The sequence below is a fragment of the Aurantiacibacter xanthus genome (assembly GCF_003584015.1).
GTDB classification, from domain to species: domain Bacteria; phylum Pseudomonadota; class Alphaproteobacteria; order Sphingomonadales; family Sphingomonadaceae; genus Alteraurantiacibacter; species Alteraurantiacibacter xanthus.
Map to the genome: position 1 here is coordinate 36,684 of NZ_QXFM01000138.1, position 20,506 is coordinate 57,189.

Sequence of the window (20,506 nt, forward strand, 5' to 3'; positions counted from 1 at the left end):
AAGGCCCAGATCCTGAGCCAGGCCTCGACCGCGATGCTGGCGCAGGCCAACCAGGCGCAGCAGAACGTGCTTTCGCTGCTGAAGTAAGTCTCTTCACCGAACATCGACACCGCTAGCCAAGGGCGGTGATCGCATAGCCCCGGCATCCCCCCAACGGATGCCGGGGCTTTTTTCTGTCTGACAGCTGCGCGGACGGGCAACACCCATGCCTGCGAGCGCCACACGGGTCTTCACCCCCATCAGCCCATGTTAGGCGCGACAGGGCCCCGGAACGGTCGTCGACGTCGTCCTGCGAACCATCCCCCGCAGCTCCCCTTCCCGGCGCGCATGCGATCCGTCGGTGTCCTGCTGAAACGACGCGTCCTAACGTGAAAGTGAGAGTGCGGCATAGGCACGCACAGGGCATTCCACAGCCTCTCGCCTGAGGCTGCGCGCTGCCAAGTATGCGCCAGCCAGATCGCCAAGCACGCGCCGTCCCCCTGCACTTGTCCCCTTGTACAGACGCAGCTGAGACCTTCTCCAGCGCTCAGGCTGGTCAGGCGCAGCAAGCGGCGCACAACAAAAACCGGGGTCGCGGCATGGATAAGCCGCGGCCCCGGTTGATGCGCGTCAGAAGGCTGTAAAGGTTAGTCGGCGACCGTGATCGAAATGCGCCGGTTGCGCGGATCGGTCTTGTCGCTGGCGATCAGCGGTTCGCGATCGGCCACCCCCTCGATCCGGCGGAAGCGCGATTGGGCCACGCCCTCACGCAACAAGGCCTGACGGGTTGCTTCGGCGCGACCGGCCGACAGCGTCCAGTTGTTGACCTGACGGTCGGACCGGAACGTCAGCGAATCGGTATGTCCGCGCACCACCAGCTCACCATCGCTGCCCGCGAGAACCTCGCTCAAGGCATCGATCAGCAGCCGTGCATCGGGGCTCAGCACCGTGGTGCCGAGCGAGAACATCGAGAAGTCGGCATCGTCGACCAGATCGATCCGCACGCCCTCGGTCGTGTCGACCATGCGCACCTGCTTGAGCAGACGGCGGGCGTTACGCTGTTCGGCCAGCTTTTCCTCCAGCTGGGCGCGCATCGCGCTGGCGGTGTTCCTGGTCGCCGAACCGCCCTCCTTCGGGCCGCCCGTAGCATCGCGCGGAATGGTCAGCGATTTGGTGCCGGTCTGCCCGGCGCGGTTGGGATAGTTATCCACCGAGGTGAGCGATTCGCCGCCCAGCAGTCCGTCAGACCCGGCAGACTTCTCGCGGTAGTTCACCAGAGTTGGCGTGAAATAGTCGGCAATGCCCTTGCGCTGTTCCTCGGTGGTTGCACCGAGCAGCCACAGCATCAGGAAAAACGCCATCATCGCGGTCACGAAGTCGGCATAGGCCACCTTCCACGCGCCGCCATGGTGGCCGCTCTCGATTACCGTCACCTTCTTGACGATGATCGGGCGGACCGGCTCCTCCGCCTTGCCGCGCGCCATCTTACCTGCCCCTCAGAGCGTCAAGCAGTTCGCTGAGGCCGGGGCGGAAATCGTGCCCGAGGCCCGAACGCGCGCTTTCGACCACCAGCGGCTGCGGGTGTCCGTTGAGGCTGGCGATAATCACCTGCTTCACTGCCTGGAAAATCTGCTGATCGGCCTCGATTACCTGCTTCAGGCGGCTCGCCATCGGGCCCACCAGACCATAGGCGATGAACACGCCGAGGAAGGTGCCGACCAGCGCCGAACCGATCATCTCGCCGAGAATTTCCGGCGGCTCGTTGATCGCGCCCATGGTCTTCACGATGCCGAGCACGGCCGCGACGATCCCCAGCGCGGGCAGCGCGTCGGCCGTGTTCTGGAGGTTGTGCTGCGGCTCGTTCATTTCGTGGAACGTGCTTTTCATGGCGTTGTCCATCACGTCTTCCACCGCGTTCACATCGAGCGTGCCCGAGGAGACGACGATCAGCGTCAGCGTATCGCAGATAAGGCCGGTGAGCGGCTTGTTGGCGAGGATCGCGGGATATTCGGCAAAGATCGTGCTGTTAGCCGGATCGTTGACATGGCTTTCCAGCGCCACCGGACCCTCGGTCTTCAGCATCTTCATCAGCTTGGTGGTGAGCGCGATGGCGTCGATGTGGTCCTGCTTGGTGTGGCGCGGGCCTTTGAATACCTTGGAGAAAGACCCGGCAACGGCCTTCACCTCGTGCATCGAGTTGCCGATGATGAGCGCGCCAATGGCGGCGCCCATGATCATCAGCCCCTCGAACGGGAGGGCGTGAAGCACCGGCCCCATCGAGCCGCCGGCGAGAATAAACCCGCCGAACACGCAGACCAGCAGCACAACGATCCCGATACCTGCAATCATGTTGTCGGTCCCCTTTGTCCCCGAACTTGTGGTGTCAGCGCAGCTGATCGAACAGCGACAGGCTGCTCAGTTTGATAAAGCTGGCCTGGCTCGCTTCGAGCACAGTCATCATTTCCTGCAGCCGCGTGTAGGTGGTGGCGAAATCGGCCCCACCCACGGTTTCGCGATCCTGCGCAATCATTTCGTCCGAGGCGATGCGGCGCTCGTCCATGGTTTCGACCCAGGCCATGCGCGTGCCGATCACGGTCTGCGCGGTGGTCGCCTTTTGCAACGCCGGGTCGAGCGCTGCCACCGCATCGTCGGCTGCTGCGGCAGCGGCTGTGCCGCCAGCATTGAGGGCGGCGGAAAAGGCCCCGAGCACGGCGAAGATGTCGGTCGCACCCGAGGGTCCGTTGAACGAGAAGATATCCGGCCCGGTGATCGACCGCTCGACCGTCTGGCCTTCCCCCAGTTCGGTCACCTGGGCATTGGCCCCGCCGACATAGGAGACAACGCCGCCACTCTCGACATAGGCAGGCCCGGAAACCGCGCCACCGAACAGGCTCACGCCTTCGCCATCGGGCGTATTGCCAAGGGCGATGAGGTTGCCGCGAATCGCCTCGATTTCGGCGGCAATCGCCTTGCGGTTATCATCGGTGAGCGTGGTCGATGCCGCCTTCAGCGCAAGGTCACGGGCGCGGATGATCGAGCTGGTGACCGAGCTGAGCGAGCTGTCCGCCAGGCTCAGGCTGGTCTTGGCACGGTCCGAATTGCGCTGGTCGATTTCGCTCAGTCGCTCGCGCCGGGCGAGGCTGCGCAGCTTGGCGGCGGCGAGCGGATCTTCCGACGAACGGCTTAGCCGCTCGCGCGAGCCGACCTGCTGCTGCAGGTTTTCGGCCTGCTTGCGCAGCGACCCGATCTGCTGGTTGGATCTTTCGTAGAAGGCGGAGGTACTTACGGTGACCATCAGCGGATTCCCAGCAAGGTATCGAAGATTTCGGTGGCGACCTGCATCACGCGGCCCGAGGCCTGAAACGCCTGCTGGAAGCGCATGAGATTGGCTGCTTCCTGATCGAGGTCGACCCCGCTCTGCTGATCGAGCGCAATGCGCGCCGATGACGAGATTGCGTCAAGCGCCTCGCTGGTGACCTTCTTGCCCGCGACCTGCGCGGAGATCGAAAAGACGAGGTTGCTGACAGACTGCGCGTGGCCGTTGGTTTCCATCGCCGAGCGCAGCGACGTGAGGTTGCCCGCGTTGGTGCTGCCGGCAGGCGAACCCGCAGGTGCGGTGGCAAGGCCCTCGCCGTTGGTGAAGGCGAGGCGCATGTCGCTCGCGCCGGTACCGGAAAACAGCGGCTGTCCGCTCGCGCCGTTCAGCGCGGCACCATTGCCCTGCGCGGTGTTCACCGTGTTCATGATGCCGCTGGCGAGCGTATCGAGGCTGGAGCGGGTGTCGGCAATCGCCTGCAAGCCAAGCGCCTTGCCCGCGAGTGACCCGCCACCCAGCGTAACCGCCGCGCCGCCGACATCGAAGCTGATCGTGCCGTCAGCGGCGGTGGTAGCGCCAAGCGCAAAGGTGCTGCCCCCCTGCACGATCAGTTCGCCCGAGGCACCGCCCGCGCGCACCTCGACCTGGCCGATGGCGTTGAAAGTGGTCTGCACGTCGACCTTTTTCGAGAGCTTTTCGAGCAGGCCATCACGCTGGTCGAGCAGCGTCGCCCGTTCGCTGGTGCCCTCGGCGGTGCGGCCGATGCGCAGGTTGATGCGCGCCAGCTCGCCGGTCATGATGTTGACTTCCTCGACCTCGCCATTGGCCTCGAACTGCAGGCCCTTGGCCGCGGCATCGAGGCTGTCGTGCGCGATGCGGAAGCTGCCCGCCATGTTGCTGGCAGCCGACATCACCGCGGCGCGAAGCGAGGGATCGGTCGGATCGGCGGCCAGCTCGCTGAGCGAAGCTTCGAAGCCGACCAGCAGGTCGAATACGCGCGCGCCTTCGACCGCGCTTTCGATGTTCTCCAGCCCGTTGAGTTCAGAGGCAGCGCGGGCGGAATCGCTGGACGTGCGGCGCACCTCGGCCTGACGGAACATGTCGGCATTGCGATGGATGGCCGAAATCCGCGCGCCCGAAAGCGAGATGTCGCCCGGACGCATCGAGATGCTTGCCGCCGACACTTCCGAAGCGACCGCCGAGCGGCGGACATAGCCCTCGGTCGAGGCGTTGGCGATGTTGTTGGCCGTGATCTCAAGTGCGCCGCGTGCGACCTTGGTGCCCGAAAGCCCGACCGTGAGCATGTCCGCAGCCATGGCTTAGCCCTCCCCGCCCGTAGCTTCGGGTTTGAGATGGCGTGCCAGCTGCGCCTCGATCTGGGTTGCCAGACCGATGGTGCCGGTGGCGGCTGCGATCTCGGCAAAGCGCGCGTCGCGCATTTCGCGGAAGGTGTCTTCGCCCGACGAGCCGAACAGGTCTTCGCCGCCGAAGTCCGCCTTGCCCGCCGAGGCGAGCATCTGGCGCAGGAACACGGCCTCGAAGCCCTCGGCGACCTGTTTCAGCTGCGCGGCATCGTCCCCCGAGCCTTTCCGGCCCGAGGGATTGAGCGCGAACTGCGCCCTCAGCGAGGGCAGCGCAAAGTCGGTTGCGGGCGTGAGGTCCATCAGATCACCACCATTTCGGCCTTGAGCGAACCGGCCTGCTTGAGCGCTTCGAGGATCGCCACCAGATCGGACGGCGTGGCACCGAGCGCGTTGAGCGCATCGACCACCTCGGCAAGCGAGGCACCCGGATCGAACATCGCGATGTGGTTGGCGGGCTGCTCCACGCTGATCGTGCTGTCGGGCTCGACCGCCGTGCGGCCGTTGGAGAACGGCGCGGGCTGGACCACCATCGGATCTTCCTCCACCCGCACCACCAGCGAGCCATGGCTGATCGCGGCCGGAGCCAGGCGCACCGCCGAGGAAATCACCACCGTTCCGGTGCGCGAGTTGACCACCACCCGCGCCGCCGCTTCGGCGGGCGAAATCGGGATCATCTCGATGTCGGCCATCAGCGAGGCGCGCGCGTCGGCACCTTCGGGCAGCCGCAAGGCGAGCGTCACGCCATCTTCCACCGAAGCGATGGAGGGATAGCGCCTGTTGATCGCATCGCGCACCCGTGAGGCGGTGAGGAAATCGGCCTGATGCAGGTTGAAGCGCAGGATCGGATCGGCATCGAAGCCGCTTGCCACCGCGCGTTCGACACTCGCGCCATCGGGAATGCGGCCCACGGTCGGCACGTTGACGGTCAGGCTCGAACCGTCCGCGCCCGAGACACCGAGCCCGCCCACCGCGAGATTGCCCTGCGCCATGGCGTAGATCTCGCCATCGGCACCGTAAAGCGGCGTCATGATCAGCGCGCCGCCGCGCAGGCTCTTGGCCTTGCCGATGGTCGAAACGGTGATGTCGATGCGCTGGCCCGGCTTGGCGAAGGCGGGCAGATCGGCGGTGATCATCACCGCCGCCGCATTCTTCAGCGCGGGGTTCACTCCCGGCGGAAGTTGCAGGCCGAACCGGCCCGACACACCGCGCATGGCCTGGGTGAGGTAGGCAAAGCCATCGTCGCCCGTGCCATCGAGGCCGACGACGATGCCGTAGCCGGTCAGCTGGTTCGAGCGCACCGACTGGAACGCGCCGAGATCGCGCACGCGCTCTGCCTGCGCCGGAGCGGCAAGGCCGAGAGCCACGAAGGCGGCGGCGACAAGTGCGAGCAGGCGGGCCATCAGAACGGGCTCACCATGGTGAAGAACTGGCTCAGCCAGCCGGGGCGCGAAGCGCGCTGGAAGTGGCCGCTGCCCGAATAGGCGATCTGTGCGTCGGCGACACGGCTCGACGAAATGCGGTTGTCGGCATCAACATCGGCCAGACGGATCAGACCAGCAAGCTGGACCCATTCCTCACCCTGACTGAAGTTCATCAACTTTTCCCCGCGAATGCGCGCCACGCCATTGGGCATCACCTCGGCAATGGTGACGGTAATGGTGCCACTCAGCGAATTGGTCTGGCTGGCATCGCCTCCACCAGAGAACGACCCGGATGCGCCCGAATTAAGGTTGCCGGGGTCGAACGAGAACGGCCCGACCGAAGGCGGAGTCAGGTCGATGCTGCCCTGACGGTCGGAACTGGCCGAGGTGCCTTTGCTGGAGCGGGTGCGTTCGGTTAGCACGACGGTAACCAAATCGCCGACGCGCGCGGCACGCTGGCCATAGTGCAGCGGCGCATAGCCGGCATAGGTCGAGAAGATCGCCCCGTTGGCAGGCGCGACGATCTGCTCCACCGGCGGCGGCGGAGCCAGCGTGGCGGAATAGCCAGCCGGGCGCGAAGTGGTGCAGCCAGCGGCCAGAAAGGCGCAGCAAAGCACGGGGATAGCAATCTTTTTCATCTTTCGCCTCACAGCGTCTGGTTGGCGTTGCGCAGCATCTCGTCGACCGCGCTGACCATCTTGGAATTGATCTCGTAGGCGCGCTGCGCCTCGATCATGTCGACCAGCTCTTCAACCACGTTGACGTTGGAGCCTTCGAGCATGCCCTGCCGCACATTGCCGCGCCCGTTCTCGCCGGGCGCGCCGAGCTGGGCCGGGCCGGAAGCGGCGGTCGGGGTCAGGAAGTTGTCGCCGATCGCGCGCAGGCCCGCCGGATTGGTGAACTGCGCGACCTGGATCGTGCCCAGTTCCTGCGCCTCATTCTGCCCCGGCAGCATGGCCGAAACGATGCCATCGGGCGATACGGTGATCGCCTGCGCGCCTTCGGGGATCTGGATCGCCGGTTGCAGCGCATAGCCCTGCTGGGTGACGATCTGCCCCTCCGAAGAGAGCGTGAAGTTGCCCGCGCGGGTATAGCCCAGTTCGCCGCCCGGCAGTTGCACTTCGAAGTAGCCATCGCCGTCGAGCGCGAAGTCGAGCCCGTTGCCGGTGCCGTTCAGCGGCCCCAGCGTCATGATCTGGCTGGTCGACTGGATGGCAACGCCGGTGCCGAGATTGAGGCCGGTCGCATAGGCGGTCTCGCCCGAGCTGCGGGCCCCGCCCACGCGCACATCCTGATAGGCGAGCGTGGCGAAGTTGGCGCGGTCGCGCTTGAAGCCGGTGGTGCCGACGTTGGCGAGGTTGTTGGCGATGACGCGCATGCGCGCATCCTGTGCCTCAAGCCCGGTGCGGGCGACCTGGAGAGCGGAAACTGGCATTGGTGAAATCCCCCTTGTCGTCAGTCAGTCTGGCCGGATCAGGTCAGACGCATCAGCGACGCGCCGCTCTCATCGAGCTCCTTGGCGGTCGCCACCAGCTTGGTGCGCATGTCGAAGAGACGCTGCTGATCGACGAGTTCGACCAGCACTTGCGTCATCTTCACGTTGGATTGTTCGAGGTATCCGGTTTTAACGGTTGCGGAGAGATCGGCCGGCAGTACGCCGCCGCCTTCCACACGGAACAGGTTGTCGAGCCCCTTGGTAACTGTGCTGCCGGCCGGACTGACCAGCTTGATCCGCCCGATTTCCGCCGGAGGAGCCTCGGGCGTGGCGGGGTTGGTCACGGTCACCGTCCCGTCCGGCGCGATGGCCATATCCCCGCCCGGAGGAACCGTGATCGGACCCCGCTCGCCAAGCACCGGGCGGCCATCGCCGTTCAGCAGCAGGCCCGTACCCGACAGTGTCAGGTCGCCCCGCCGCGTATAGGCTTCGGAGCCGTCTTCGGCCTGCACCGCGATCAGCGCATCGCCATCGACCGCAATGTCGAGGTTGCGCCCGGTGAGGGTCATTTCGCCCTGGCTCATGTCGGCCCCGCGCACCGCGCTGCTCTGCATGGCGCGGGTTTCCAGCGAGCCATCGCGGCTTTCGACGGTGACCGCCCGCGCATCCATCAGTTCGGCACGAAAGCCGACCGTCTCGGCATTGGCCATGTTGCTGGCGAGCACGCGCTGCTTCTCCATCGAAGAGCGCATGCCCGAGAGCGCGGAGTAGATCAGGCGGTCCATCGGTCAGCCTCAGGTGCGCAGGTTGATGACGGTCTGGCTGATCTGGGTGGCGGTATCGATCGCCTTGGCATTGGCCTGGAAGTTGCGCTGGGCGGTGATCAGGCCGACCAGCTCCTCGGCGATGTCGACGTTCGAACGCTCAAGCGAGCCCGACATCAGGCCGCCATAGAGGCCCACGCCCGGTTCGCCCATCTTGGCCGCGCCCGACAGCCCGCTCGACTGCCAGTTCGACGCCCCCGTCTGCTTGAGACCGGTCGGCGAGGCGAAGCTTGCCAGCGCGACCTTGCCGATCACATCCACCGTGCCATCGGCATAGCCGGCATTGATATTGCCGTTCTCACTCACGGTAACCGAGACGAATTCCGACCCGCTGCCGTTGGTCAGCGGAATCTGCGCCGATACCGGCGTGGTCGAGGTGACGTTGCCGGCTGCATCGGTCGGGAAGACCTGCAGGCGGTTGTCGCTGCCATCATGGATGTTGCCGCTGGCGTCCATCTGGAACTTGCCATTGCGCGTGTACATCGTCTCGCCGCTGGCCCCGCCGACCTTGGTGAAGAAGCCGTCGCCGCCGATGGCGATTTCCAGCGCGCCGCCGGTTTGCTCGGTCGGGCCGAGTTTGAAGTTCTGCTCGATCGCGGTGACCGTGGCGCCGAGGCCCTGCGTCAGCTTCGGATTGCTCTGGGCCGAGTTGACCACGATGTCGCTGAACTGGGTCGACGAGCTTTTGAAGCCATAGGTTTCGACGTTGGCGATATTGTGGCTGATCACGCCCAGGTCGGTCTGGGCGTTCTTGAGGCCGTTGAGTGAGGTGTAGAAGGACATCTGAAGGTACTCCGTCTAAAATCTGTGTGGATCAGGCGTCGCTGGCAGCGGCGGCGGCGGCATCGCGGGCAGCGCTGGCGGCTGCGGCCGCCGATTGCGTGGCGTTGAGCATGTCGAGCTTGCTGCTGATCTGCTTGAGCGTGTCGTTCATTTCGGTGCTGTTCGACAGCGAGGTGAATTGCGCCATCTGCGCCAGCATATCGGTGTTATCGACCGGGTTGGTCGGATCCTGCTGCATCAACTGGGTCGTCAGCAGGCGGAAGAAATCGCTCTGGCCCAGATCGCCATAACCGCGCCCGGCGGTAGACTGCTTCTGGCTGGTAGCGCTGGCGCTGTTTGACGCCGTCACGGAAGTTGCGGTCATTTCATCCTCATCGTTTCGAGCATCAATTGCTTGGCGGTGGAGAGCGCCTCCACCATGTTGCGGTACTGGCGACTGGCTTCGAGCATCTCGACCATCTCCTCGGTTTCATCGACCGGGCTGATCCAGACATCGCCGTTCTCATCGGCCAGCGGGTGCCCCGGCTGGTGCATGCGGGTTGGTGCGACTTCGGCGCGGCGCACCGCCTGCACCGAAACGCCGCGCAGGCTTTCGACTGCGCCCAGCTCCTCGGCGAAGACCGGACGCAGCGGGCGATAGGCCCCTTCCTCGGTGGCCGAGGCGCTGCCGGCGTTGGCCATGTTCGAGGCGGCCGCGTTCATCCGCACCGTCTGGGCGGACATCGCGCGCTGGGCGAGTTCGAAGATGTTGGCCGGACCCATCGTCACTCGCCCCTGAGCGCGCGCTTGACGGTATCGACCCGCCCGCGCAGCAGTTCGAGCGTGGTGGCATAGCCGACCGCGTTTTCCGCGAAGGCCGTCTGCTCGACGCCCATCTCGACCGTGTTGCCGTCGAGGCTGGCGATGACCGGGCGGCGATAGCGCATGGCCCCGGCCTGCGCCTGATCGATCGACTGTCCGTTCTCACTCGCGGCAAGCGCGGCGCGGAAGTCGATGTCCCGTGCCTTGTAGCCGGGCGTAGCGGCGTTGGCGATATTCGAGGCGAGCAGCTCCATGCGCTGCGAGCGCAGTTGCAGTGCCGTCCCGTGAATGCCGAACAAACGTTCGCTCATGCTAGTGTTCCCGTCGTGGATTACGATCCGCCGATGATCTCGCAAGCACCGTGCCAATTGCCGTTTGGCGCAGAAAACCGTGGTGCTGCCGGGGCGGCAACGGCGATCCGGCAATCGTTCGCCGCAAACCGGCAATTCTTCGCCGCCCCCTGAAAATGTGCTGCCGGCTGCCGTTCTGGGATGCAGGACCACCCCCGCGCACCTCAGGAGCCCGCATTTTGCCCGACCCGACTTCCATTGCCATCGTCGTCGGGCTGACGCTGCTGGCAACGCTGCTTCAGTCGGGTCTGCGCGACAGCCGGACCTGCCTTGTGCAGTGTGCGGCGCTGCTGAAAAAGCCGTTCGACCCGGTCCAGACCCGCGCCGAGCTGGCCCGCGAGATCGGGGATCTGCGCAAGGACGGGCTGGTCCGCGCGCGGCCCACGGCAAGCGGCGATCCCGAGTTCGACAGATCGACCAACGCGATGGTCCGGGCACGCTCGGTCGAAGCGCTGATGGCCGAGCACGAAGCCTGCCGCACGCGCCGCTTCGCCCAGGCCGCCACCGCGCAGAAAGTGTGCCACCACGCCGCCGACCTCGCGCAGATGATGGGCCTTGCCGGCACGCTGATCTCGCTGGCCACACTCGCCCCTTCGGCTGCGGCAGGCCCCTCGCTGACCGGCGCCGTCGGGATGGCAGTCGGCACCACGCTGACCGGGGTGGCGCTCGGCAACTTCGTGTTCATTCCGCTTGCCGGGCTGATCGAGCGGCGCTCGCGCAGCGACGACGATGCGCGTGAAGAGGTGTTCACATGGCTGGAAATGCACGCCCACATCGCCGTGCCCAGGCTGCGCGATGAGGAGCCGCTGACCGTGCTTCACAAAGGCGTGGCATGATCGCAGGTGTCTCCAAAGCGCGCTGGCAGACGGTGATCGCGGACCTTTCGCTGATCCTGTTTCTCGTCACCGCCTCGGCGCTCGACCAGAGCCCCGCGCCGGTGGCCGCCGCAACGCGCGATCCCGCCGAAACGCACGAGGTCGCAACGGGCGAGACTGCCGATATCGCGCTCACCATGTGGAGCCCCGGCCCCGGCGCGCCGCCGCTCGCCGAGTGGTTGGCCGAACAGACGCCCGATGAAAGCCAGCGGCTGGCCATCGTCATCACCTATGCCAAGGGCGGCTTCGACGAGGCGCTCGCCAGTGCGGCCACCCTGCGCGCCGAGAGCGGTGCGGCCGGCAGCCGGGCGCGGATCACCATTGCCGAGGGCGAGCGCAGCGGCACCATGGTGAGCCTCGTGCAGGACAATCCGCCTGCGCCCGCGCAACCCTGAGACGGAAACTGGCCCGCATATTGCATAGTAACGCGCATGAGACATTCCGCTTCGAAGGAGCCCGCCATGCGCCGTCTTGCCCTGATCGCCGCCGCCGCGCCGCTTGCCGCCCTCGCGGCCGCACCTGTTGCCGCCAGCGGTTTTCATGACCTTGCCGCCATCGACAGCGCCGTGGCCCGGTTCGCCGGAGCCGAGATCGGCCAGTCGGGCGGCGCGCAGGCCCCGGTCGACCGGCAGATGCGGCTCGCCACCTGTGCGGCCCCGCTCGCGCTCGATTGGTATGGTGCCGGCGAAACCGCCGTGCGCGTCACCTGCCCCGGCAGCTGGCGTGTGTTCGTGCCGATCATGCGCACCGCCGCCAGCGTGCCGCTCGCTGAAGAGACCCCGGTCATTGCCCGGCGCGACCTGTTGCGCGTGGAAGCGGGCGGCGCGGGCTTCCGCATCAGCCGCAGCGGCGAGGCGCTGGAAGAAGGCCGCGTGGGCCAGGCGATCCGGGTCAAGATCGACGACGGCACCCGTCAGGGCCGCGTGGTGACAGCGCGCGTGGTCGAGGCCGGGCTGGTCCGCATCGCCGTACGGTAAGGAGCTATCTCACGGTCCTTGCAGAATTTTTTTGCAAGGGCCTTAAAGCCGGTAAAAGATGACCGTTCTGCTCTACGTAGACCCCTAGTAAAGGACCAGTCATGAAGCCGATCGAGATCAACTCTGTTGCCAGGAGCCGCCCGCTTGGCGCCGAAGCGCAGCGGACGGTCTCGTCCGCTCCTGCCGCTCCGACCCCTGCCGCAGCGCCCGCCTCGCGGCCCGAAACCGAAATGGTTTCCCGCTCCGCGAGCCTGTCCGCCGGATCGAACCCGCCGGTCGATACCGACCGCGTAACCCAAATTCGCAACGCGCTGAAGGACGGCACCTACCCGCTCGTCCCCGCCAGCGTGGCCGACGCCATGATCGCCTCGCGCTTTATCCTCATCGAGGGCAAGAAGGACTCGTAATGCACCTTGCAGAAAACCTGCGGCAAATGCTCGCCATCCTCGAAAGCGAGCGCGCAGCCCTCGCCGGGCTCGATCTCGAACGCATCATCACCTGTGCCGACGGCAAGCAGCGCATTTGCAGCGAGCTGGAAAGCGTTGCCGGCCAGCCGCTCGACGAAGAGTGCGAAGGCCTGCTCAATGCCGTGCGCCGCATGAACGAAGTCAACCGCAAGATGCGCAACATGATTGCCGACAACGTGCAGTCGCGTCTCGGCTCGCTTACCGGCAACAGCTTCCTCTACGCCGCCCCGGCCGTCGCCTAGGAGCGATTGCGCAGAGGCCCGACTCGCAGATTGGCATGAGGCTTGCTTAACCATCCCCGTTACCCACGGGGAGATAAGCCAAGTGTCGTCAATCCAGCGATCGGGTTTGCAGGCCGCTATGGCTGCACCGGCTCCGCACAATGCGCGGGTCCATGCAGCCATTGCCGAAGCCTCGACACGAACCTCGGTCGATTTCGATTACCTGATGGCGCAGGCGCGGGTGGAAAGCGCGCTTGACCCTTCGGCCAAGGCGCGCACCTCATCCGCCGCCGGGCTATATCAGTTTACCGACCAGACCTGGCTCAATACGCTTGACCGCCACGGGGCGCAGCACGGGCTCGGCTGGGCTGCCGACGCCATTTCCTCCAGCCGTGGACGGGCGCGGATCACCGATCCCGCGATGGCCAGCGCGATCATGGAACTGCGCTATAATCCCGAGGCCGCCTCGCTGATGGCGGGCGAGCTGGCGGGCGACAACGCCGCCTATCTCGAACAGACCTTCGGGCGCAGCCCCGACCACACCGAACTTTATCTCGCCCACTTCCTCGGCGCTGCCGGGGCGCGCGAGTTCATTGCCGCCCATGCGGCAGATCCTGGCCGGGAGGCGGCAAGCCTGTTCCCGCGCGCTGCCGGAGCCAACCGCGCCATCTTCTACGACAACGGCCGTGCCCGCTCGCTGGCCGAGGTGCGCGACCTGTTTTCCGCCAAGCTCGAAAAGGCTGGCAGCACAGATGGTGGCTATGGCCCCTTCCCCTCCCACGCCGGTGGCTGGGGCGAAGCGGTGTTCCAGACCGCCTCCGCCCAGCCCTCGGCCACGCCCGCTGCGCGCCCGAGCATGGCGCAGGTGCTGACCAGCACCTTCGGCTCCAATCCCAATTCCTCTTCCGCCCCGGCGCATGTCGCCTCGGCCTATAGCAAGATCGCGAGGTTCGGCCTGTGAACGCCCTGAAAGCCTACCTCAGCCCGTCGCTGGCCATGCCGCTGGCGATCCTGATCGTCATCTTCCTGCTGGTCTTGCCGATCCCGGCGATGATGCTCGACGTGTTCTTCGTGCTCAACATCGCGCTGTCGCTGGCGGTGCTGATGACGGCGATGAACGTCAACAAGCCGCTCGACTTCTCCTCGTTCCCCACCGTGCTGCTGTTCGCCACGCTGCTGCGCCTCGCACTGAACGTCGCCTCGACCCGCGTGGTGCTCATCGCCGGGCATGAAGGCGGCGATGCGGCCGGCAAGGTGATCGAGGCCTTCGGCGCCTTCCTCGTCGGCGGCGACTTTGTGGTTGGCCTGTTCGTGTTCATGATCCTGATGATCATCAACCTGATGGTGGTGACCAAGGGCGCGGGCCGCGTGTCGGAAGTGTCGGCGCGCTTCACCCTCGACGCTTTGCCCGGCAAGCAGATGGCGATCGACGCCGACCTTGCCGCCGGGCTCGTCACCGCCGCCGAAGCCAAGACCCGTCGCCGCGAAATCGCCACCGAGGCCGACTTCTACGGTTCGATGGACGGTGCCAGCAAGTTCGTGAAGGGCGATGCCATCGCCGCGCTGCTAATCCTCGCGGTGAACGTGATTGCGGGCCTGGTGCTCGGCATGGTCACCCACGGCCTGAGCGCCGGTGAAGCGGGGCAACTCTATATCACCCTTGCCGTCGGCGATGCGCTGGTGGCCTCTGTTCCCTCGCTCCTGCTCTCGATTGCGGCGGCGATGATCGTGACCCGCGTGTCCGACACCCGCGACCTTTCGGGCCAGATCGGCGGCCAGTTCGCCGATCACCGCACCTGGCTGCCGGTGGGCGTGATCCTGCTGCTGCTCGGCCTGATCCCGGCCATGCCGCAGACGATCTTCCTGCCCTTTGCCGCGATCAGCTTTTTCCTCTGGCACAAGCTGCGCCGGAGCGCTGCCGAGCGCGCCGTGGCCGAGGCCGCTGCCGCAGTCGAGCCCGCGCCCGATCCGGCGGCGATCACCATCGAGGACGTGTCCGAGAACGCACTGGTCAGCGTGGAGCTTGGCTATGGCCTCGTCCACCTCGCCGACGAGCGCAAGGGCGCGCCGCTGGTGGCCCGCCTCACCGGCCTCAGGCGCCAGTTGTCGGAGACCTTCGGCTTCATCGTCCCGCAGATCCGCATCCGCGACAGCCTCGAATGCCAGCCCGGCGAATACCGCGTCAGGCTCGGCGGCACGCGTCTGGGCGGCGCGATGGTGCGGCCCGACCGGCTGCTGGCCATCGACGCGGGTGACGTCAGCCCCCACGCCTTCATCGACGGCGACGACACCTTCGACCCCAGCTTCGGCTGCCCGGCCAAGTGGATCGAAGCCCGCCAGCGCGAGATGGCCGTCGCCGAGGGCTATCTGGTGGTCGAACCCGAGAACGTCATCGCCACCCATATCAACCAGCTTTTGATGGCCCGCGCGCACCTGCTGCTCGGCCCCGACGAGCTGCGCGAGCTGCTCGACAACGTGAAGGTGCGCAATGCCGCGCTGGTCGAGGCGATCACCCCGCAGCCGATGAGCCTTGGCGCGCTCACCCGCCTGCTGCGTTCGCTGCTCGATGACGGGATTACGCTGGCCCACCCGCTGCCCGTGCTCAATGCGCTGGCGCAGTGCGTGCAGGTGACGACCGATCACGACACGCTGGTCGACATGATACGCACCCAGCTCGGCGGGCAACTGATCGGCCAGATCTGCGGCCCGAACGACAAGCTCCCGGTCATCACCCTCGCCGCCGAGCTGGAAGACATGGTGGTCGGCGGTCTGGTCGACCCGAGCACCGGCCAACCCGTGATCGACCCCGATCTTGCCCGCACGCTCGGCGCGCAGCTCGCCGATGTGCTGGCACAGCGTCCGCCCGGCTCCGGCCCTGCCGCGCTGATCGTGCAGCCGCGCGCGCGCCGTCCGCTGGCAGCGTTGCTCAAGCTGCGCGCGCCGCAATGCGCGGTGCTCTCGATTTCCGAATTGCCGCCCGAACAGCCGATCGACGTGATCGCGGTCATTGGCGGTGAAGTCCAGCAGCCGGCTCAGCCCGAACTCGAACACTACGGCCAGGAGGCTCTCGCCGCATGATCCACGATCAACGCCAGTTTGACCCGAAAAGCGCCTATGGCGGCGGCGATGCACGGCTGATCAAGCAGTTTACGCCGCTGGTGCGCAAACTCGCCTGGCATCTTGCCGCTTCCGCCGGTCCCTCGATGGATGCCGACGACCTGATGCAGATCGGGCTGATCGCTCTCACCGAATGCGCGCGGCGGCATGATCGGCCCACCGACGATGGCCTTGCCGCCTATGCCAAGCTGCGCGTGCGCGGGGCGATGATCGACGCGATCCGCAAGATGCAGAACGACACCCGCAGCGCGCGCAAGGATCGCAAGCGGATCGAAAAGGCGCGCTCGGTGCTGTCCGCGCAATATGGCCGCCCGCCCACCGATGCGGAAGTTGCCGCGGTAATGCACCTGACGCCCGCCGAATTTTCGGACAAGCAGAGCCGCAGCGCGCCTGTGCGCCATGTCGATATGGAGGGCGCCTATGACGAGAACAGCGCGGCTTTCGCCAGCGAGGAAATGGGCGCGGAAGACCTCCTCATCGAGGCCGAAAGCGGCACCGAGCTGGCCGCTGCCATCGCCAGCTTGCAGGAGCGGCACCAGCTGGTGATCCAGCTCTATTTTCTTGAGGAACTGAACCTGTCGGAAATCGCCGAGGTGCTCGAAGTCTCGGTGCCGCGCGTACACCAGTTGAAGGCAGCCGCCCTCAAAGCGCTGCGCACCGCGCTAGGCTGAGCAAGGATCGGGCGGCGGGCTCAGGCAAGCCCGCCGCCGCGCTCAGCATGGATCAGCGAGCGGCCAGTTCCGCCACCAGCGCCGGGGCCGGATAGATCGTCTCCAGCGCTTCCTGAATCGCCGCGGTGGAGACCACCACGGTGCGGTTCAGCGTACCGTCGTAGCCATAGTTGCCGCCCAGCGAGTGGATGTTGCCGTCGAAGGCCGCGCCGATCACGCCGCCGTCACGGTCGATCACCGGGCTGCCCGAGTTGCCGCCGATGATGTCGTTGGTGGTGACGAAATCGTAGGCCACGGTCGGGTCGATGGCATCGCGGTTGGCGGCAAAGGCGGGTGCAACATCGAACGGCGCGTTGCCCGTCGCGCGCTCGAAGGTGCCGCCCAGCGTGGTGGCAATCGGCACTTCGTTGCCGCGCTCGACCCAGCCCTTCACCTGACCGTAGGAAATGCGCAGGGTGAAGGTGGCATCGGGATAGAGGCTGTCGCCATAGGCGGCGAAGCGGGCATCGGCCAGCTCTGCCCCCGCCGCCGCGAGCGGCCCGGCATAGACCTCGTCGACCTGCTGCTGCAGCTCGCGCTGACGCGGCACGAGGCCGAGCGCATAGCGGATCATCGGATCGTCCGAGGCCTCGATGGCGGCAAGGCCACCTTCCCACAGCTGCCGGCGATAGGCCGGGTCAGCCAGGCGCGTGCCCGTCACCAGCCGCTGCGACAGCTGCTCGGGGCTTTCCTTGCCCAGCAGCAGCTGCGAATCGGCATCGTCGACACCGAGATATTCGCGCGCCTTCGAGAGGCTCCAGCTCATCGCGAGCTGGTCGAGCCACGGATAGACCGGGCGTTCGTCGGTGATGCGCTTTTCGAGCAGCGGTAGGGCGCTGTCGGTATAGCCGGGCAGACGTTCGCCGTTGGGCTTCGCGCGTTCCTGCGCCGCCATCACCAGCGAGTGGGCATAGCCATAGAGATCGCCCGTAGGCTCGATGAAGCGATAGGGCAGATAGAGCGCGCGGTAAGCCTGCACCGCCGTATCGACCTCGGCCCACGGATCGCCGATGGCGGCATTGCCCGCGCTCAGTTCGCGCAGTTCGGCCTCGGCTGCGGCCAGCTTGTCGGTGAAGGCAGGATCGTTCAGCGCATTGGTGCGGCCGATATAGACCTTGAGCGAATTCTCGATGCCGTTGAGCATGTCGAGACCTTCGCGCTCACGCTCCTCGCTGACCTCCATCGCCGAGATCAGGCGGCCGCGCAGCTCCGACATGGTGGCGAGCGTCACCGGCAGGCGCAGTTCGCGCTCGAAGGCGCGCTGGCTTTCGGTCCACAGGCGAGCGGTCGAGCCGGGGTTGCCGACCACGAAGGTCAGTTCGCCTTCCCTGGGCGCGCGCGGGTTCCAGGTGAGGTGCGCCTCGGGCGTTACCGGCTTGCCGTTCTCGTAGGCGCGCAGGAAGCTGCCATCGAGCGAGTAGCGCGGGAAGTTGAAGTTGTCGGGATCGCCGCCGAAGGTCGCCGCGCGGTCTTCCGGGGCCCAGACAAGGCGCACGTCAGAATATTTGCGGTAGGTATAGAGCTTGTACTGCCCGCCGCCGAACAGGGTCACGACCTGACAGCGCATGGTGTCGCGGTCGGTGCAGCCTTCGTCCTCGATTTTGGCAATGGCGGCGTCGCGCGCGCGGGTCAGCGCCTCGCCTTCGAGCCCGGCGAAAGCGCTCTTCACGGTGTCAGTCACGTCGGTGATCGACATCACCACCTCGGCCTGCTGGCCGGGGCAGGCCTTCTCGTCCTCGCGGCGGTCCGCGATAAAGCCGTTCTTGAGCAGATCGTTATCGCCGGTCGAGTTGTCGAACAGGCAGCTGGCCACGCAGTGGTGGTTGGTGAGGATCAGCCCTTCGCCCGAAACGAAGCTGGCCGAGCAGCCGCCGGTAAGCCGCACTGCCGAAAGCTGCGTGCGTTCGAGCCAGACGGCATCGGGCGACCAGCCATAGTCCGCCGCCAGCTTTTCCGCCGGGAAGTTGTCGAAGGTCCACATGCCCTCTTCCGCCTGAGCAGGAGCGGCGGAAACGGCGAAAGCAGCCAGAGCGACACCGGCTGCGAGAACGTGTCTGGTCATGATATATCCTTGAGAAACCCTTGCGGCGACTTTGCCGCATTGAAGCCCCCAAGGCAATCCGGTTCCAGCAGTTACCAAATTCCCGCCGCAAGCCGGTCGCGCGGAGCCTGTTTCCAGACCCCGCGCGTGCCTCGCGTTACGGTCAGGCTCAGGCCGGGCGGAAGGGCCCGCCTTCAGCGCCGGCATCGGCGACGAAGGTTGCTGCCACAGAGCGCTCGAACTCCGGCTGGGTGACGGTCGATACGACGACATGCTCGGCCACGGCCCGCTCGGGCGTCAGGCGCACCAGCGCATAGCCCTTGCGGTCCTGATCGCAGAACACGACCTCTTCGTTGCGCGCGGCGAGGTACTTGCCCAGCCCCGGCAGCAGCGAGCCGTATGACGGGCTGGTGATCGCGGTGCAGCCGATCTCGACGGCAGCCAGACGCCCGCCGTTATCGTGCAGGTTGTTGGTCCAGGCGGCGTGGCTGTCGCCCGCCAGCACCAGCGGCCGCGACCCGGCACGCTCGAACAGCGCATAGAGCCGTTCGCGTGCATAGGGATAGCCGTCCCAGCCATCGAGGTTGAACGGCACCCCGGCGCGGAACGCCTGCATCGAGGTGGCGATCCGCTGGCGATAGAACTCGGGCATGGCGGCGAGCGTCTGCTGATAGGCGTCCGGCCCCAGCTCGGCCTCCAGATCGGGCCCGGCGACCTTCGCCATCACCACCTGATTGCCCAGCACCTGCCACGGCTTGCCCGCCTGCACCGACTGCGAAAGCACGCCTTCGAGCCAGTCGCTCTGATCCTTGCCGAGCATCTCGCGGCTCTCGTCGCCCAGATCGGCGAACAGCGCTGCCAGCGCTTCGGCGGGCGGCGCATCGCCCTTGGGCATCACCTGCTTGCTGCGCGCCAGCAGCCGGGTCTCGACCATCGCCAGCGTGGCCAGATCGCCGAACTCGAAGGCGCGGAAGATCGCCTCGCGCGCCCGCACCGGATTGGGATCGCGGATCGGCATCCACTCGAAATAGGCCTGCATGGCAACAGCCTTGCGCGCGGCCCAGTCGCCCTCGTCGCTCTGGTGGTTCTCGGCCCCGCCGACCCAGCTGTCGTTGGCGGTTTCGTGATCGTCCCACACGCAAATGAAAGCAGCGCGGGCGTGCGCGGCCTGCATCGCCGGATCGGTCTTCACCTGCGCATGGCGGCGGCGATAGTCGGCGAGCGTCACGATCTCGTGCGGCGGATCGGGCAGACGACCGATGGCCTTGCCCACCTCGGCGCCATAGCCATCGGCGCCATATTCGTAGATATAGTCGCCGAGGTGGATCACCGCGTCGAGCCGGTCGAGCGCGGCCATGTCGGCATAGGCGTTGAAGAAGCCGCCCGCCCACAGCTGGCACGAGGCCACGGCATAGACCACCTCGTCGGTCGCGCCGACCGGCAAGGTGCGGAACCGGCCCGTCGGCGAACGGGTGCCGTCGGCGGCGGTGAACCAGTAGTAATAGTCCCTGCCCGGCTGAAGCCCGGCCACTTCGACCTTGGCGGTGTGATCGGCGCTGGCGCGCGCGGTCACGTCGCCTTCGACCACGGGCGAGCCGTCGGCACTGGCAGAGACATACCAGCTGAGGACAATATCTCCGCCAAAGCCCTCGTCAGCCGTGGCGCGGGTCCAGATGACGGCCCCATCGGCGGCGGGGTCGCCGCTGGCCACGCCATGAGCGAAGGTGATGGCGGCGGGCGCGGGTTGGGCGAGCGTAACGCTCGCCGCCCCCATCGTCCCGCCCGCGCCCATCAGGGCCAGAAGTCCACGACGATTGATTTGCAT

The 20,506-nt window shown here is 66.4% G+C and carries 25 protein-coding genes; 10 read left to right on the forward strand and 15 right to left on the reverse strand.

All coding sequences use genetic code 11. The features are described 5' to 3' along the window. A partial coding sequence (locus tag D2V17_RS21840) for a flagellin (protein ID WP_281270604.1) occupies window positions 1–87 on the forward strand: 87 nt, incomplete at its 5' end. A 539-nt stretch (window positions 88–626) separates the two neighbouring features. Here the strand turns inward: D2V17_RS21840 and D2V17_RS17470 are convergent. From D2V17_RS17470 to flgB, 13 genes are read right to left on the reverse strand one after another with little or no spacing between them, the layout of a single operon-like run. Then, window positions 627–1,463, reverse strand: coding sequence for a flagellar motor protein MotB (locus D2V17_RS17470; protein WP_119594333.1), 837 nt, complete (start codon window positions 1,461–1,463; stop codon window positions 627–629). Between the two features lies 1 nt (window position 1,464). After that, window positions 1,465–2,328 (reverse strand): flagellar motor stator protein MotA, encoded by an 864-nt coding sequence (gene motA, locus D2V17_RS17475; RefSeq protein ID WP_119594335.1) that lies wholly within the window; start codon window positions 2,326–2,328, stop codon window positions 1,465–1,467. Between the two features lie 34 nt (window positions 2,329–2,362). Beyond that, on the reverse strand, window positions 2,363–3,274 hold the full coding sequence (gene flgL / locus D2V17_RS17480; RefSeq protein WP_119594337.1) for a flagellar hook-associated protein FlgL: 912 nt from the start codon (window positions 3,272–3,274) through the stop codon (window positions 2,363–2,365). After that, a complete protein-coding gene (flgK, locus tag D2V17_RS17485; RefSeq protein WP_119594339.1) occupies window positions 3,274–4,611 on the reverse strand; it encodes a flagellar hook-associated protein FlgK in 1,338 nt (445 codons plus the stop codon). Before flgK ends, flgL begins: the two co-directional genes overlap by 1 nt. A 3-nt stretch (window positions 4,612–4,614) precedes the next feature. After that, window positions 4,615–4,959: a rod-binding protein gene (locus D2V17_RS17490; protein ID WP_119594341.1), complete on the reverse strand. Its 345-nt coding sequence runs from the start codon at window positions 4,957–4,959 to the stop codon at window positions 4,615–4,617. Continuing rightward, window positions 4,959–6,059 carry a flagellar basal body P-ring protein FlgI gene (locus D2V17_RS17495; protein ID WP_119594343.1) on the reverse strand — a complete coding sequence of 367 codons (1,101 nt, stop codon included), beginning with the start codon at window positions 6,057–6,059 and terminating at the stop codon, window positions 4,959–4,961. The genes D2V17_RS17490 and D2V17_RS17495 overlap by 1 nt, the downstream gene beginning before the upstream one ends. Beyond that, window positions 6,059–6,718, reverse strand: a complete 660-nt coding sequence (locus D2V17_RS17500) for a flagellar basal body L-ring protein FlgH (RefSeq protein WP_119594344.1) — start codon at window positions 6,716–6,718, stop codon at window positions 6,059–6,061. Before D2V17_RS17500 ends, D2V17_RS17495 begins: the two co-directional genes overlap by 1 nt. Before the next feature lie 8 nt (window positions 6,719–6,726). Then, entirely contained in the window at window positions 6,727–7,515 is a 789-nt protein-coding gene (flgG, locus tag D2V17_RS17505; protein WP_119594346.1) for a flagellar basal-body rod protein FlgG, read from the reverse strand. Between the two features lie 38 nt (window positions 7,516–7,553). After that, window positions 7,554–8,300, reverse strand: coding sequence for a flagellar basal body rod protein FlgF (locus D2V17_RS17510; protein WP_119594348.1), 747 nt, complete (start codon window positions 8,298–8,300; stop codon window positions 7,554–7,556). A 9-nt stretch (window positions 8,301–8,309) separates the two neighbouring features. Then, window positions 8,310–9,122 carry a flagellar hook-basal body complex protein gene (locus D2V17_RS17515; RefSeq protein ID WP_119594350.1) on the reverse strand — a complete coding sequence of 271 codons (813 nt, stop codon included), beginning with the start codon at window positions 9,120–9,122 and terminating at the stop codon, window positions 8,310–8,312. A 31-nt stretch (window positions 9,123–9,153) separates the two neighbouring features. Then, window positions 9,154–9,486, reverse strand: a complete 333-nt coding sequence (locus D2V17_RS17520; protein ID WP_119594352.1) for a flagellar hook assembly protein FlgD — start codon at window positions 9,484–9,486, stop codon at window positions 9,154–9,156. Continuing rightward, on the reverse strand, window positions 9,483–9,884 hold the full coding sequence (flgC, locus tag D2V17_RS17525; protein WP_119594354.1) for a flagellar basal body rod protein FlgC: 402 nt from the start codon (window positions 9,882–9,884) through the stop codon (window positions 9,483–9,485). Before flgC ends, D2V17_RS17520 begins: the two co-directional genes overlap by 4 nt. Before the next feature lie 2 nt (window positions 9,885–9,886). Further along, the gene (gene flgB / locus D2V17_RS17530; protein WP_119594356.1) at window positions 9,887–10,234 is read right to left on the reverse strand and encodes a flagellar basal body rod protein FlgB; all 348 of its coding nucleotides are present in this window, start codon (window positions 10,232–10,234) and stop codon (window positions 9,887–9,889) included. A 15-nt stretch (window positions 10,235–10,249) separates the two neighbouring features. Here flgB and D2V17_RS21610 point away from each other — a divergent pair, with 15 nt between their 5' ends. The 9 genes from D2V17_RS21610 (at window position 10,250) to D2V17_RS17570 (ending at window position 16,601) form a co-directional block, all read left to right on the forward strand. Next, window positions 10,250–10,387, forward strand: a complete 138-nt coding sequence (locus tag D2V17_RS21610; protein ID WP_220474153.1) for a hypothetical protein — start codon at window positions 10,250–10,252, stop codon at window positions 10,385–10,387. Between the two features lie 65 nt (window positions 10,388–10,452). Next, window positions 10,453–11,109 carry a MotA/TolQ/ExbB proton channel family protein gene (locus tag D2V17_RS17535; protein WP_119594358.1) on the forward strand — a complete coding sequence of 219 codons (657 nt, stop codon included), beginning with the start codon at window positions 10,453–10,455 and terminating at the stop codon, window positions 11,107–11,109. Beyond that, complete coding sequence (locus tag D2V17_RS17540; RefSeq protein ID WP_119594360.1) at window positions 11,106–11,543, forward strand: hypothetical protein; 438 nt, start codon at window positions 11,106–11,108, stop codon at window positions 11,541–11,543. Before D2V17_RS17535 ends, D2V17_RS17540 begins: the two co-directional genes overlap by 4 nt. 66 nt (window positions 11,544–11,609) lie before the next feature. Next, entirely contained in the window at window positions 11,610–12,125 is a 516-nt protein-coding gene (locus D2V17_RS17545) for a flagella basal body P-ring formation protein FlgA (protein ID WP_119594362.1), read from the forward strand. A 101-nt stretch (window positions 12,126–12,226) separates the two neighbouring features. Continuing rightward, window positions 12,227–12,532 (forward strand): flagellar biosynthesis anti-sigma factor FlgM, encoded by a 306-nt coding sequence (flgM, locus tag D2V17_RS17550; protein WP_119594364.1) that lies wholly within the window; start codon window positions 12,227–12,229, stop codon window positions 12,530–12,532. Continuing rightward, window positions 12,532–12,834 carry a hypothetical protein gene (locus tag D2V17_RS17555; RefSeq protein ID WP_245978782.1) on the forward strand — a complete coding sequence of 101 codons (303 nt, stop codon included), beginning with the start codon at window positions 12,532–12,534 and terminating at the stop codon, window positions 12,832–12,834. The genes flgM and D2V17_RS17555 overlap by 1 nt, the downstream gene beginning before the upstream one ends. Before the next feature lie 118 nt (window positions 12,835–12,952). Continuing rightward, entirely contained in the window at window positions 12,953–13,774 is an 822-nt protein-coding gene (locus tag D2V17_RS17560) for a transglycosylase SLT domain-containing protein (RefSeq protein ID WP_119594366.1), read from the forward strand. 35 nt (window positions 13,775–13,809) lie between these two features. Continuing rightward, a complete protein-coding gene (locus D2V17_RS17565; protein WP_119594410.1) occupies window positions 13,810–15,891 on the forward strand; it encodes a flagellar biosynthesis protein FlhA in 2,082 nt (693 codons plus the stop codon). Next, the gene (locus D2V17_RS17570; protein WP_119594368.1) at window positions 15,888–16,601 is read left to right on the forward strand and encodes a sigma-70 family RNA polymerase sigma factor; all 714 of its coding nucleotides are present in this window, start codon (window positions 15,888–15,890) and stop codon (window positions 16,599–16,601) included. The genes D2V17_RS17565 and D2V17_RS17570 overlap by 4 nt, the downstream gene beginning before the upstream one ends. 52 nt (window positions 16,602–16,653) lie before the next feature. On the opposite strand, the gene D2V17_RS17575 is transcribed toward D2V17_RS17570, so the two are convergent. Together D2V17_RS17575 and D2V17_RS17580 are read right to left on the reverse strand one after the other, a co-directional pair. Continuing rightward, window positions 16,654–18,702 (reverse strand): S46 family peptidase, encoded by a 2,049-nt coding sequence (locus D2V17_RS17575; protein ID WP_119594370.1) that lies wholly within the window; start codon window positions 18,700–18,702, stop codon window positions 16,654–16,656. A gap of 148 nt (window positions 18,703–18,850) precedes the next feature. Continuing rightward, the gene (locus D2V17_RS17580) at window positions 18,851–20,506 is read right to left on the reverse strand and encodes an alkaline phosphatase D family protein (RefSeq protein ID WP_119594372.1); all 1,656 of its coding nucleotides are present in this window, start codon (window positions 20,504–20,506) and stop codon (window positions 18,851–18,853) included.